Origin of the sequence: Gracilibacillus massiliensis, assembly GCF_001458115.1 — a bacterium.
In the GTDB taxonomy this organism is placed as follows: domain Bacteria; phylum Bacillota; class Bacilli; order Bacillales; family Amphibacillaceae; genus Gracilibacillus; species Gracilibacillus massiliensis.
This window is the reverse complement of sequence record NZ_CZRP01000013.1, coordinates 1,127,489-1,142,848: the sequence shown is the minus strand read 5'-3', so window position 1 is coordinate 1,142,848 and position 15,360 is coordinate 1,127,489. Positions and strand designations below refer to the sequence as shown.

General features: G+C 35.1%; 11 protein-coding genes. 5 read left to right on the top strand and 6 right to left on the bottom strand.

Annotation, left to right across the window (positions count from 1 at the left end):
- Positions 1–150 precede the first annotated feature (150 nt).
- Complete coding sequence (locus BN3107_RS17220; RefSeq protein WP_058308849.1) at positions 151–783, bottom strand: YesL family protein; 633 nt, start codon at positions 781–783, stop codon at positions 151–153.
- A gap of 187 nt (positions 784–970) precedes the next feature.
- Between BN3107_RS17220 and ade the strand changes: the two genes are divergently transcribed.
- Positions 971–2,731, top strand: a complete 1,761-nt coding sequence (ade, locus tag BN3107_RS17215) for an adenine deaminase (RefSeq protein WP_082631354.1) — start codon at positions 971–973, stop codon at positions 2,729–2,731.
- An 88-nt stretch (positions 2,732–2,819) separates the two neighbouring features.
- Here ade and BN3107_RS17210 read toward each other — a convergent pair whose 3' ends face one another.
- The 5 genes from BN3107_RS17210 to BN3107_RS17190 form a co-directional block, all read right to left on the bottom strand.
- Positions 2,820–3,647, bottom strand: coding sequence for a carbohydrate ABC transporter permease (locus BN3107_RS17210; RefSeq protein WP_058308847.1), 828 nt, complete (start codon positions 3,645–3,647; stop codon positions 2,820–2,822).
- Positions 3,644–4,513: a carbohydrate ABC transporter permease gene (locus BN3107_RS17205; protein WP_082631377.1), complete on the bottom strand. Its 870-nt coding sequence runs from the start codon at positions 4,511–4,513 to the stop codon at positions 3,644–3,646. Before BN3107_RS17205 ends, BN3107_RS17210 begins: the two co-directional genes overlap by 4 nt.
- Positions 4,514–4,635: 122 nt before the next feature.
- A complete protein-coding gene (locus BN3107_RS17200; protein WP_058309284.1) occupies positions 4,636–5,931 on the bottom strand; it encodes an ABC transporter substrate-binding protein in 1,296 nt (431 codons plus the stop codon).
- A gap of 598 nt (positions 5,932–6,529) precedes the next feature.
- Positions 6,530–8,290, bottom strand: a complete 1,761-nt coding sequence (locus BN3107_RS17195; RefSeq protein ID WP_058308845.1) for a sensor histidine kinase — start codon at positions 8,288–8,290, stop codon at positions 6,530–6,532.
- An 11-nt stretch (positions 8,291–8,301) separates the two neighbouring features.
- Positions 8,302–9,831, bottom strand: a complete 1,530-nt coding sequence (locus tag BN3107_RS17190; protein WP_058308844.1) for a response regulator transcription factor — start codon at positions 9,829–9,831, stop codon at positions 8,302–8,304.
- A 214-nt stretch (positions 9,832–10,045) separates the two neighbouring features.
- Between BN3107_RS17190 and BN3107_RS17185 the strand changes: the two genes are divergently transcribed.
- From BN3107_RS17185 to BN3107_RS17170, 4 genes are all read left to right on the top strand, one after another.
- Entirely contained in the window at positions 10,046–10,900 is an 855-nt protein-coding gene (locus BN3107_RS17185; RefSeq protein WP_058308843.1) for an NAD-dependent epimerase/dehydratase family protein, read from the top strand.
- A gap of 21 nt (positions 10,901–10,921) precedes the next feature.
- Positions 10,922–11,905, top strand: a complete 984-nt coding sequence (locus BN3107_RS17180; protein WP_058308842.1) for an aldo/keto reductase — start codon at positions 10,922–10,924, stop codon at positions 11,903–11,905.
- Positions 11,906–12,636: 731 nt separating this feature from the next.
- Positions 12,637–13,833, top strand: coding sequence for an ROK family transcriptional regulator (locus BN3107_RS17175; RefSeq protein ID WP_058309283.1), 1,197 nt, complete (start codon positions 12,637–12,639; stop codon positions 13,831–13,833).
- Positions 13,834–14,469: 636 nt separating this feature from the next.
- A complete protein-coding gene (locus BN3107_RS17170; protein WP_058308841.1) occupies positions 14,470–15,309 on the top strand; it encodes an AraC family transcriptional regulator in 840 nt (279 codons plus the stop codon).
- The last annotated feature ends 51 nt before the right edge of the window (positions 15,310–15,360 follow it).

Here is a 15,360-nt window from a genome sequence, read left to right as displayed (position 1 = left end):
AAGATCCACTTTGGTAAGCGGTTTTTGCTTATCCAAGTTAGCTGAGGAGAAAAAACCGTGGAAAGGGAAGCGGACAAGCCGAAGCGGTTTCTAAGCACACACATCATGTCAAAATTATTACATCATTCGTGTTTTCATTTGAAAAAACATTTATGTCCCAGCCTGTTTTTCTACTATTGTTTCCTTTTTTGCTGCTACTTTTCTAAATGCATGATAACAGGTCCCCATTATAATATAACCGACTAAACTAGCACCAAAAAAGAACAAAGCTCCTGGAAACGAATACATCACGTATAATACAGCACCAGCACCAACTACCATTGAGATATTGTGCAGTGGATGAATAAGCATAACAAGAAAAGCATTTTTCCAAATATCTAAGAAACGTAGTTCATAATGAACAAATGTTGGTATAATATATATCAATGTTAAAGAAATTGCTAACATAAAGATATATAATGGTACTTTAACAACGTTATAGAATCCACCTTGATAAAATTGAATGAACTGAAAATTAATATAAAAAAGTAGACTGATTACATAAAACACTAATCCTATCAAGTTGCTTTTGAGGAATTCCTTTTTATAGGTTTGCCAAAAACGGGTGAAGACAGGTTCATCTGTATTTCCCATGATCCATTGTCTGATTAAAGTAAACATTGCAACGGTTGCGGGAAAGAGTCCAAAGATACCAAGCCCTATTATAGTAAAGGCCATCCATAAAATATTGACATAAGCGAAACGGGTAATCCATTCTGTTGCGGCAAATAATGAGTTTCTCATGTTTTCTCTCCTAAAATAGTAATCTCTATTTATTTTACCATAATAAGAAGAACATCTAAACGTTGACGTTAAACTATTATAAACCTTATTATAGGAGGAACTTATAAAAACTTACGATACGCAAAAATATCTAAACAAAAGTGAGGAAGGACTCGTCCAATAATTGAAAATGATAGGAGATTATAACATGAATCGAGAACTATTAAGAAGTGTCGCACTTGGAGAAACGGAAGCAGATATTGTTATTCGCAATGGAACATTAGTAAATGTGATGACGAAAGAATTGCAAGAAAATATCGACATAGCAATAAAAGGTGAGAGGATTGCCTATATAGGTAACGCAAGTCATGTAATTGGTAATGATACGAAAATTATTGATGCGACCGATCAATATATCGCACCTGGTCTAATGGATGGACACATGCATGTAGAAAGTACCATGTTATCAGTGACAGAATTCGCAAAGGCAGCATTACTCAAAGGTACAACTGCTATTTTTATGGATCCACATGAAATAGCTAATGTATTAGGGACAGAAGGGGTTCGTTTAATGCATGAGGAGGGGCAACAATTACCTTTAAAAGTATTTACGACGTTTCCTTCTTGTGTTCCTGCAACAACTGATTTAGAAGATGCAGGGGCAGCGCTTGATGAAAAGGATATCGAAGCTGGTCTTCAATGGGATGGCGTGGTAGGACTTGGAGAAGTTATGAATTTTCCTGGTGTCGTCTATAATGACCCTAAGATGATAAAGGAAATAGAAGCCACAATGGCAGCAAGAAAAACAGTTACAGGTCATTTCCCAGATGGTCCCACTGAAATGTTACAAGCATATATTGCATCTGGAGTGGATTCTTGTCATGAAGCGGTAGCGAAGGAGCAAGCATTAGAGAAAGCTAGGCTCGGTATGCATATTATGATTCGTGAAGGGTCAGCTTGGCAGGATGTCAAAGAGGTTATTAAGATCATAACAGAGGATGGTATTGATTCTGCTAATGTTTCCCTTGTAACAGATGATATCTATCCAGAAACATTAGTAGAAAAAGGGCAAATCAATCATGTGGTTCGTCGGGCCATTGAAGAAGGTGTCGATCCAGTAACGGCGATCCAAATGGTTACCATTAATGTAGCAAGATATTTTCAAATGGACAAACAATTGGGTAGTATTACCCCGGGTAAATATGCAGATATCATTTTAATAGACGATTTGAATAAAATGGAGCCTAGTACAGTAATTACAAATGGTGAGTTGATAGTTTCTGATAATGAATTAGTCAAGATGATTCCTGAATTCCAGTATCCAGAAAGTGCTAAAAACACGGTGAATTTAAGAGATACACTCTCGGCCACCGATTTTAGATTAACAACTACTAATAAACAGAAAGTAGATATTAATGGGATTCGTGTCATTGAAAATAGTGCACGTACAGAAAAAATGACAACCACTTTAGAAGTGAAAGATGGTGTTATTAAAGCAGATTTAGAACAGGATGTTATTTTGTTAGCATGTATCGATCGTCATCATGGTACAGGTCAAATATCTTTGGGATTTGCACAAGGATTTGGGTTGAAATCTGGGGCGGTTGCTTCGACCGTTGCACATGACAGCCATAATTTGTTAGTGATGGGTGTGAATGAGGAAGATATGGCTTTAGCTGCAAACACGTTAGCTGACTATGGTGGTGGCATGGTTGTAGTAGAAAACGGTGAGATTTTAGCACACGTACCGATGGTGATTGCAGGTTTAATGTCAGATCAGCCATTGGAAATCGTGGTGGAACAAGTTAGGAAATTGGAGGCAGCATGGAAACAACTTGGTTGCAAAATTCATGCGCCTTTTATGACCTTTTCACTAATCGCCTTACCAGTTATCCCAGAAGTAAGAATTTCCAACAGAGGATTAGTAGATGTAACCAAATTCGAACTAATCGATGTAATCAAAAACTGATTGTGGGATTAATCGGCGATTCCCGTGAAACACATTGAATTCTCCATTAAAAAGGTGAAGCAGGGGTTATCCCAGCTTCACCTTTTTTTCAACCTTTTACAGAGCCCATCATACCGGCTACGAAGTGTCTTTGCATCAAGAAGAAGACAATTGCAGTTGGTAATGTAGCAATAACGATAGCTAGCATAATAACACCATAGTCAGGCGTGTAACCTGCACCTAAGTTCGAAATCAATAATGGTATCGTCTGTTTGTCAGGAGACTGTAGAACTACTAATGGCCATAAATAGTTATTCCAACTATTCATAAAGGCAATAATAGCTGCAGCTGCATAAGTCGTTTTCATCGTAGGTAAATAAATTCGGAAAAAGATACCGAGTTCACTGAGTCCATCAATACGACCCGCTTCCACAAGTTCTCTCGCAAACATTTTTGTATTTTGTCTGAAAAAGAAAATGAAGAAAGCTGTAATGATAGTTGGTAAAAACGCAGCCGCTAATGTATCTAAACCAATTAATGGCGCATCGTTTGAAATTTGACCAAATAGTCGATACAAAGGAATCATAATCGCAGCAAAAGGAATCATCATTGACAAGATTAAGATATTAAATACCGTATCTTTCATTTTAGATCGATATATTTCAAAACCGTAACCTGCTAATGAACCTATCAATAAGGTTAAGAAGGTTGTAATTACAGCAATTACAAGAGAATTCCATATTGCTAACCCTATCTGAGTTTGATCTAACAAATTTTTGAAATTCTCAATTAAGTGCGTTCCTGGTATTAAGCGGCCAGCTGTAACGTCTACCGATTTATTCGTCATACTTACAAGCATCCACAAAAATGGGAAAATCGATATGATAGCTGCAGTGCTTAAGAATAGGTAAATAAATACTCTTTTAAATTTTTTCAATCTCGATCACCTGCCACTTTAAATTGGATAAAGGATAGAACGACAACTATGATCAGAATTACATAAGAAACCGTAGCTGCATATCCGAAGTCTGGTGTATACTCAAATGATAAATTATAAATATACATTGATATTGTCATTGTTGCATTACCAGGTCCACCGCTTGTAATATTCATAACTTCATCAAATAACTGTAACGTACCTATGGTTGATACGATTGATGTAAAGAGAATAATTGGTTTCAATAGTGGAATTGTTATAAAGAAAAATTGTTGTAGGGCAGAAGCTCCATCAATTCTAGCCGCTTCATACATTGACTTATCCACGTTCTGTAATGCAGATAAATAGAAGATCATATTATAGCCAGTCCATCTCCAAGTAATAGCTAAGATGATGGTTATCTTTGCCCAAAACGAATCTGAAAGAAAGGATATTGGATCAGAAACAAGGTTTAGACTCAACAGTAAATCATTTACGATTCCGTCATTTCCAAATAAATACTTAAAAATAACTGCGTATGCTACAAGTGAAGTTACTGCAGGTAAGAATATTGCGGTACGGAAAAAACCTCTGAATTTTAATGTAGGATCATTTAATAACACGGAAAATATTAAAGCTAATACAATCATTACTGGGACTTGAATTAACAAGTACAATATTGTATTCGTTAATGCTGTAATAAATGTCGGATCATTAAATAATCTTACATAGTTGTCAAAACCAACAAATTCTAAATTAGCTCCCATCCCGGATTGAAGCGATAGAATGAAGGCTTGAACCATAGGATAAAAGTAAAAAAGGCTGATTCCCACTACTGATAATAGAATGAAAATCCAACCAATATAATTCTTTTTAAAACGTTGCATAAACGTAGGTTTGACTGTATTTGATAGTTGACTCAAGATGTTCCCCCTCCTCGTATTTCTTAATATAGAAGAGAAACCCTAATTAAAGGGTTAGCTCTTCTATTTAAGATTAAAATGCTAAATTACTTAAACTGGTTTTCAGCTTGTGTTTGTGTATCTGCTAAGACATCATCTAATTCTTTTCCATCCAAATATTGTTGAATTTCAGCAGATAAAATATCTTCGATTCCATAAGTATTCATTCCATAATCAACTTGTGGTATTTCTTCCATCCATTGAGAAATTTCATAAATAACTTGTTGTCCACCGAAAAATTCGTTTTCGTATTGATATGCATCACCTTCAGAAGCTGGTTTATACGTACCAATTGCCCCTACTTCTGTAAGTAATTCCTGGTAGAAGTCAGAATTAGAACCAAATGTGCTTCCAAGAAATTCTGCTGCTGCTTCTTTTCCATCGATATTCAATACATACCAAGAACTACCGCCTTGGTTGGATGCATTTGCAGCACCTTCCATGTCTAAACGAGGAGTTGGAGCAACTCTCCATTGACCTGATTGAGACTCTTCTGCTTCAATACTTGGAGCGATCCAATTACCAGCAGGAACAGATGCTACATCACCACTGTTAAAAGCTGCTAGATATTGACTCCAGTCAGAAACTAATTTCACTAAGTCATTGTCCATAAGTGTTTTGTAATGTTCTAAAGCTACTTTTAGCGGTTCATTATTTTCGATATTGATCTCACCATCTTCAGTTGTATACCATGTACCAGTTGTTTGCATCATAACTCGTAGAATTCCTAAATCATTAGGGTCAAGTGCAAGCATTGGATTACCTGTTTGACCTTTAACATCTTGTGCAATTGCTACAAATTCATCCCATGTAATATCTTCTAAATCTTCCTGAGCATAGCCTGCTTCTTCTAAATAATCTGTACGGTAGAAGAAACCTGTTGCACCAGTATCGAATGGAAGACCATATTGTTCTCCATCAAAACTTGTTGGTGGAATTTTATATTCGGCAAAATCATCTGTGTTGAAATAATCACCGATCGGATAGAATGCATCTGGATAAGACTGTAAGAAACTTTGTGCACGCTGATCTTCAATTAATACAATGTTAGGCATACCTTGCATTGTTCCAGAACTTAAACCAGTGTTTAATTTTTGTACAATATCATCTTGAGCATTTTCAATAATTTCCATTGAATAATCTTCATTGTCATAATGTTCAAGTGCAAGCTCTAATGAAGCAATGTTGAAATTAACATCCCATGCCCATGCTGTTATATCGGCACCTTCATCACCAGCTGTTTCTCCACCTTCATCACTGCCACCTTCACTACCTTCTTCTGCAGCATCGTCATCTCCACCAGAGCATGCTGCTAAAACTACAGTAGTTAATAGTGCTACCATTAACAACCAAAATTTCTTAGTAAATGTTTCTCTCACTATAATAACCCCCTATATATTTTGTGTAGTGTTGAAATCGTTTTCAGCACTGTAATGAAATTGTAACAAAAAATACTAAAAACCTCTTGGACGATCTTTAGTAAAAAATGAGATTATTTTTAGAATGTACTATTCTTTCTAAAAATATTAGTATTTTTTTTAGATTCGGTATTATATTTAGAATTTAAAGATTTTTTTATAAGTAAGGAAAGCATATAATCTGCTGTATCAACATGTTTTCAATGTAGACATTTTGAAATGTAGTGTATATGAATCCACCGCTATGGCTGTCCACTTCCCTTTCCACGACACATCTTAAGCTACCTTTAGTAAGCACAGCTCGCTTACTAAAGTGGATCTTAGGCGAAAATCATCCCGTAGGAGTGGAAGCGGACGACCTACGCTATAAAGTAGTTCTACATCATTTGTGACAGCTAACTTTTCGAACTTTCTTAACATGTGTAATAAAATCCGGCAAGCCGGAGCGGATGCTAAATTTATTATCCATTTCAAAATTACTACATAAAGAACCGGGTGGGCTTAACCGGTTGTTATTACTAAATTAATTACGGATTGGCAGTTTTATTAATACTTTTGTCCCTTGAAATGGTTCGCTTTCTATTTCTACACCATAGTCTTTGCCATATAGTAGCTGAATTCTTTCATGTACGTTTTTAACACCAATCCCACTGAAGAGCTGACGTTTCTCTTTTGTTTTAATGGTTTTATTATCTAATTGATCAGAAATCATCCCATCACCATTATCAATAATTTCACAAATTAGATTATCTTCACGATTGGCAATCAGTATTTGAATGAAGCCAGTCTTTTTTTTCGTAAACGCATGAAAAAATGCATTTTCGATAAAAGGCTGGATCACTAGTTTTGGTATCAACAGATCTATGCAATCTGGAGAAATTAAGTAATTTACTTTAATACGCTCTCCGTAACGGGCCTGATTAATTTGCACATAGCTTTTTAAATTTTCTAATTCTTGTTTTACAGTAATCGTTTCATCCACATTGCTTAATGAATTTTGTAATAGTGATATAAAAGAATCGATAGTATTTGATGCTGTTTCTTTCTTCTCTTGTCGTATCATGAATTTTATCGAAGCCAATGTATTATAAATAAAATGTGGATTTATTTGGTGTTGTAGTGCTTCTAATTCAGCCTTTCGTTGCTTATCCTGTGTGTTCATTAAAATCTGCACGTAATCTTGTAATTCATTTAACATATAATTAAAGGCCTTAGCAATTTTGCGTGTTTCATATCCACCAGCTTCTTTTAATGGTTTATTAAACTGATATCTTGCCATGTCGGATATTTGTCGAACTAATTGACTAATGGAAACAGTCATCTTACGCAAAATTAAAAAGGCAACTAATACAGCCAAACTTACTATGGCGATAGCAATTAATAAAATATCACTCGCATTAATGACATTATCTGCCACTACCTCCTGGTCGATTAAATTTACAAGGTAGATATCCATGCTAGGGATATACTGTGAAAGAAACACAAATTCTTGTCCAAACACATTAATATTACGATATTCTAAACTTTCTCCTTTAACTCCTTCTGCATAGCTCAACAGTTCTAAAGAGGAGTCGCCAATAAGTTCCTCTTGATTACTGGATATAATTTCTCCTTTTGGGGTCATTAATAAGACATTATTTCCTGCACTTGTATAGCTCTCATAGAACTTTTTTAAATCGGGCTCTGTCAACGAAAAGAATAAATAGCCATATATTTCATCTGACCTTAATTTTAAAGCTTTTGAAGCAATTACCATCGGAACCCCATTTGTTACCTCAGATTGCTCAAATTGATAGACAATATCCGTGTCACTCTTTTCTACGCGATCAATAATATCATGATTAGCCAATAATTCTCCATCAACTGGCCATTTAATATAATTCATATTAAAAACATCTTGTTGGTTACTTAAAATAATCATATTGGCATCATTTGGGTCAACTTCTGCAAATATCCGCTCCATTTCATATGTCATATGATAATAATAAGGCGATTGTTCACTAGCGGTTTCATGATCAACTTGTAATAATTGTTTAATCGTACCGTTTGTATCCACTTCAAGAGAGGCAGAAACGATCGAATTGGTAAACAAATTAAATCTTTCTGTAATTTGGTCCATGATCTTGGAATTAGTTATACTAAAAGTATCAAGAAATAAGTTTGTTGACATGCGAATACTGTTATATGTGATCATAATTGATACTGCAATAACACTAACCACCATAACTAAGAATATTTTAATAAATAAATTATTTGCTTGAAAAATACGAATGAGTTTCTTCATTTGAGATGTCCTCAATTCTGTCGTTTGTTTTCTTTTCGGTAGGTACTAGGAGAAGTGTTTGTCACTTTCTTAAATACTTTTGTGAAATAGCTAGGATCTGAGTAGCCAACTGCTTCACTTATAGAAGAGATAGACTTATCAGTAGATTCAAGTAGCTGCATTGCATTTTTGATTCGAATATAATTTAAATAATCGCTAAAGCCTTCTTTATGATGTTTGCTAAAGTAACTCGACAAATAAGAAGGGTTAAAATGAAAATGCCTTGCTAATGTACTTAATGTAAGATGATTATCATAATTTTCTTCAATATAATCCAGTAATAATTGAATATTAGACATTGCTTCAGCATTTTCTGGTAAAACTTTTTGCTCTACTTTGGATAGAAATTGGTCAAATGTAGATATCGCTTCTCGTACATTAAAAGCTTCATTAATCTCTTGGAAATACTGGTATTTCTCTTTTTCGAGTTCCTCAATGCCATAGTTCATGTTGCCAAGTAATACAATAATGTTAAAGATTATGTTTTCCAACCATGATTGAAACTCGAAAACGTCAGTATTGTATTGATTCGATAATAATCCAATGTGTTTGTTTAAATAAATAAAGGCTTCTTGGAATTGCTTTCTTTTGAATAAGTAGATCATATGATTTAAATCAAATTCAGTATTTACGATTTCTGATTCCGGTAAATTATCATAGAAAAGAAAATTCACCTCAGGCAAATAAAAATGATATTGTATAATTTTTTTATGAGTTATTTCATAATTAGTTTTCAGATCTTCCAAAGAATCAAAAGGATTACTTATCACCCATTTTAATTGGTTAGCAGATATATTTTTACTACTATTATATACCGCTTCTTTCAGCTCATTTATCGACATTTCTGAGAAATTGACTAAATAGAGTGCACTATTCTCTTTAAAAGGTACGCTGCGAAGTATTGCATTACTAAGCCTATTTTCTAATTGATTTGTAATAATATGATGGGATAATTGCTGATCTGTTCTTTTATTCCAAAAAGATTCAATGAGGATAAATGTATCTTTAGATAACTGTTCACGAGCATAATCCATTTCTCGAATGGATTGATATCCAGCTATTATTTTTTGCAAAATTTCCTCTATAGAAGGTTGTGACTCTTTAGATTGAGTCGTTTTCTTTTGTGATTTTGTCACTCTGTTTAATGTTTGTAAAAGTTCATCTGTTTGTAATTTTGGTTTTAAGATATAATCAGCAACGCCATTTTGAAAGGTCTGTTTAACATAATCAAAATTTTCAAAGCTACTTAAAACAATGATTTCTGTTTCAGGATAAGAATCTTTTACGTTTTTTACTAACTCTATTCCATCCATCCCCGGCATCACAATATCTGTAATGATAATATGGGGGTGATGAGTCTCCATTAACTGCATGGCTTCCACACCATTAGAGGCTTCCCCAATAATTTTGTACCCTTCATTTTCCCATTCTATATAATTAATAATGCCTTGGCGAATCAACATTTCATCATCTACAATTAATACTTTATAAAATTCTCTCATTAATATACTAGTCCTCCTTTTAATAGGATTGACAGGTTTCGATATTTTTACTTTCGTATTCTCTATCATACCAAATCATATCCTATTGAGCGATAAAATATAAAAATCTCAAATAGTATTTTCAGATAAGCTCAAGCGGATTCTTTTTCAACTTCTATAAAAGAGAGTACAATACAATATGGAAGCGTAAACAAAATTGGAAGGTGGCATCGTTATGACAAAAGTAGTAATTACAGGTGGAAGTGGTAAATTAGGACCTTCTGTTGTCCAAGAGTTTTTGGATCATGGTTATGAGGTAGTAAATGTTGATCAGAAGCATCCTGAGAATCCACTGTGTAAAACTATTATCGCAGACTTAACAAACCTAGGAGAAGTGTATGGTGTATTAGAAGGTGCAGACGCCGTTGTTCATTTGGCAGCAATACCAGTAGCATATTCCCATCCTAATGAAGTGACATTTCAAAATAATGTGATGTCTACCTATAATATATTAGAAGCGGCAGGCTCACTTGGAATTAAAAAGGCAGTGATTACGTCCAGTGAATCTTCTTACGGCCTTGTCTTTACCAAGCAAAACCTTCAACCGTTATATGTACCGATCGATGAAGAGCATCCACAAATGCCGGAAGATAGCTATGGGTTATCCAAAATAGTTAATGAAAAAACAGCGGAAATGATCCATCAGCGTACAGGTATGCAAGTCGTTTCTATGAGGGTAGGCAATGTGATTGCGCCAGACATGTATGAAAACTTCCCGGACTTTATTGATAAGCCAGAACTGAGAAAGCCAATTCTTTGGAGTTACATAGATGCTCGTGATGCTGGTGCAGCGTACCGATTAGCAGTAGAAAAAGATGGATTAGGAACTGTGGAACTAAATCTAGCAGCGGATAATTCAAGCATGGATATTACAAGCAAGGAACTAATGGAAACCTGCTTTCCAAATGTAGTGGATATTCGTGAACCAATTGATGGGTATGAAACATTATTAAGTAATAAGAAAGCTAAAGAACTATTAGGTTGGCAGCCTGTCCATAATTGGAGAGACTACGTGAAAACGAATAAATAGTAAACGAAAAGGAGAGATCATATGCAATATCGTCAGTTTGGAAAAACCGATATGAAAATAAGTGAACTAAGCTTTGGTACATGGGCAATTGGTGGAGCTTGGGGACAGACGAATGATAAAGAGGCACTAGAAGGATTAGCACGTGCTATGGATGCTGGTGTCAATTTCTTTGATACAGCAGATGTCTATGGTGATGGACATAGCGAGGAATTATTAGCAAAAGCGACAAAAGGTAAAGAAGATAAAATTCATATTGCGTCAAAATTTTGTCGTGCAGGTGATATCCATGATCCAAAAACATACTCAGAAGAGTCTGTTACAAATTATGTGGAGAATAGTTTAAAAAGATTACAACGTGATCAACTAGACTTAATTCAAATCCATTGTCCTCCAATTGAAATTTTGCGTGATGGAGCAGTATTTGAAGTATTGGATAAATTACAACAACAAGGGAAAATCCGTCACTATGGCGTAAGTGTAGAGACGGTTGAAGAAGGTTTGTTATCGATGGAAAACCCAAATGTTGCCGCAATACAGGTGATCTTTAATATTTTCCGTCAAAAACCAGTAACAGAATTATTCCCGGTTGCACAGGAGAAAAATGTTGGTATTTTAGCAAGAGTACCATTAGCAAGTGGTTTGTTGACAGGTAAATTCTCAAAAGGTCATACGTTTGAAGAGGATGACCATCGTAAGTTTAATAAAGATGGTGAAGCCTTTAATGTAGGTGAAACCTTTGCTGGTTTACCTTTCGAAAAAGGTGTAGAGCTAAGTGAACAATTAAATTGGATTGCGGATGGTCGTGGCAACATGACTCGTGCTGCATTGAAATGGATTTTAAGCCATGACGCGATTTCTTCTGTTATTCCTGGATTTAAAACAGTTAAACAGGTGGAGGATAACTTGGCAGCACTGGATGTCCCAGACTTTTCCGCTGAGGAGCTAGCTAAATTAGAGTCTTTTTATCAAAAAGAAGTACACGATCACATTCGTGGACCATATTAATAAGAAGGAGGTATGGAAACTCTTCCATACCTCCTTTTACATACCATAAAAAAGCATCATCCCAACTTAAAATGTATATTGTCACACAGATACTGAATAAAAATAGAAAAGTACGACATAACAGAAGTGGTAATTTTGACATGATGTACGTGTGTGGTATCCGCTACGGCTTGGCCACTCCCCTTTCCATGGGGTTTTTCCTTCTAACTTTTCCAAGCAAAAACCGCATGGAAAAGTGGATCTTCAGGAAAAACGAGTCCCATAGGAGTTGGAGTGGCCGCCTACGCTCAATGATGCTCTGCAAAAATGCAAATGCCTAATATTATGGATTGTTACAAATTTAAGCTTATATTTCTAATAATGATAAGTAATACAAGGACAAATTCATAGTCATATTGAATAAAGTCAATATTCTTATTCTTACTTTAATTGTAAAGCATTAAAAAGCGCAGGCGTCCGCTTCTACTCCTGCGGGAAGTTTTTATCCGAAGATCCACTTTTTAAGCGCACTTTGCTTAAAAAGTTAGCTGAGGAAAAAACCCGCGGAAAGGGAAGCGGAAAAGCCGGAGCGATTGCAAAGCACATATAATATCTCATAATTACCACTAAAATAGTGTCACATAATCATTCTTATATACATCTATATCACTACTTCATCTGGGGGAAGTCTTTTAGTGCAATTGAATATTATGGTATACTTATTAAAGTATATTAAGAAAGTTGGGGGAAACATGCAACGTGGTAGTTTTCAATGGATGAAGTCATTAAATAAATCAATTATATTAAATAAAATACGCTCAACAGGATCCATTTCTCGAGCGCAAATTGCTAAAGAAACACAACTTACACCACCAACAGTAGGAACAATTGTCAAGGAGTTATTAGAACAAGACCTTATCAAAGAAAGTCAGTTAGGTATTTCACAAGGTGGAAGAAAACCTACAATGTTAGTGTTAAATACATCTGGTTTTCATATTATTGGTATAGATGCAGGCCCTAGTGATGTACAATTTATTATTTCAGATCTTTCAGGTAAAATAGTGGACAAAATTGAAAAAACGGTAAGTGTAGGAATTGAAGAGGATGATTTTTTGCAAATGCTCGTAACAGGAGTAAAGCATTTAATTTCACAAAATAAATCTTTAAAGTTTATAGGTATTGGTGTCGCTATGCATGGTGTAGTTGATTCTGAACAGGGTATAGCCATTTTTGCACCAAACCTAAAATTACGTAATATGGATATTAAATCCGAACTAGAATCCACTTTTGACATGGATGTAAAAGTAGAGAACGATGCAAAAGCATTAGCACTAGGAGAAGCGTGGTTTCAAAATCAAACAGCGAATACTAGTATGATTGCGATCAATGTAGGAAGAGGGATTGGTGCGGGATTAGTGATAGATGGAAAGTTATATAGCGGGGAACACGGCATAGCTGGTGAAATTGGTCATATGACGATCGATATACATGGCGAAACATGTACATGTGGGAATGATGGTTGCCTTCAGACAGTTGCTTCAGGTCCAGCTATTGCACAAAAAATGGTGAAGATGATTGAGCAAGGGAATTCTACTATTCTATCTGAATATAATAATAATGGAGATTTAACAGCAGAAAAGGTGCATCACGCAGCCATAGAAGGGGATAAACTATCAATTGATATTTTAGAAGAGGCAGGAACATACTTGGGTATTGCTTTAACAAATTTAATTCATGTGTGTAATCCAAGTACCATTATTCTTGGAGGAGGTGTTTCTAAGGCTGGTAAGTTCATCCTCGAACCAATTAGAGACACTATTCAAACCAGGGCTATTTCAGAGCAAGCCCAACAGACACCTGTCTATGTATCAAAGTTAGGAGACCATGGATCCTCCCTTGGCGCAGTAGCATTAATCCTAAGTGAACTATTCGAACCAGCTATAGACTAAACTACTATCTATTGAGATAGTAGTTTTTAATAATACGCATTAATTATAAATCACCATCAATTCCTGCACGTAAGAAGGACAATGCGACATGACCTGATGAAAATTCTGACATGATGTGTGTGCTTAGTAACCGCTACGGCTTGTCCGTTTCCCTTTCCGCGGGTTTTTCTCCTCAGCTAACTTTTTAAGCAAAGTTCGCTTGAAAAGTGGATCTTCGGATAAAAACATCCCGCAGGAGTGGAAACGGACGCCTGCGCTTTTTGATGCTTTACAACTTAAGTACGAATAAACATGTTAGGCTTTTAATCCATATCGTCCACATATTATGAATAAAAGGTAAAAAGTTTAGCTGATGGATTAATTGTCATTGATCCAAAATGTTAGCATGTGCAATCGTTGTAGAGTTATATTCAGCGAAGTGGGCAAGCCGGAGTGATTGTTACGCAGTTATCAGCTTTCAAAGATTATTTCACAGCAAAAGTTATGCCGCATAATACTTCTTATACCTATGCAGTGATAGGGTGAATTTGGATTTGCTCGGTTTACTGTTTAGTAGAAATATACTGTTTTGCGATTAAGAGAATATCATTTATAATATAGATAAATATAACTATTTACTATGAAAGTAGTGATAAAGTGGCTGAGAAAAAACGATTTACTTTTTCTGTTTCTGAAAACCCCTTGCCCGTGTACATCGAAAGTATCGGTTATAATCCATATGAATTGGATTTTGATCGCCAAGAAGGTTATCCATATTACCATTGGTTACAAACAGTTAAAGGCGAAGGTGTCATAGAATTAGCCAATCAAGCATTTTCTTTACCTGAAGGCAAAGGTATTTTATTAACACCGTATACCCCGCATAAATATTATTCCGATCATAATGCAACAGTCCATTGGGAAACATATTACATTACCTTTACTGGAGCAGCGATAGAACCAATACTTAATGCGTTAGATATGAATTATTCTGCATTTTATGAAGAAACCGATAATATTTCGTTTGAAAACCATATGGAAAAAATGATAGTAAAATTAGAAAATTATCAGGACCCACATCATTTATCCCATGAAATTTCTGCCGATTTATATCAATTTCTAATGCATTTAAAAAAGTATGGCCAAATGAACAATAAACTGTCAGTCCTTCAATCCTTTGAGAAAATCAAAGCGATAGTAGAATGGTTAGAACAAGTGTATTCTCAAGATATTGGATTACTAGAAATGTCTGAGAAAGCACAAGTGAGTTCTCAACATTTAAATACGATGTTTCATGATACATTCGGTATAAGTCCCTATTCTTTTTTAGTTCAATTAAGAATTCGGGAAGCGAAAAGAATCTTAATCACTATACCAGATTTATCTTTAAAAGAAATTGCAAAACAAGTTGGGTTTAACGGAGTAAGTCATTTCGTCACAACATTTAAAAAACGTGAAGGGGTCACACCGAGTACTTATCGAAGCCTGCATCAATAAATGATGCAGGCTTTGTTTCGTTTTTTGAAAGTAGGCTAGAATAATTTGATA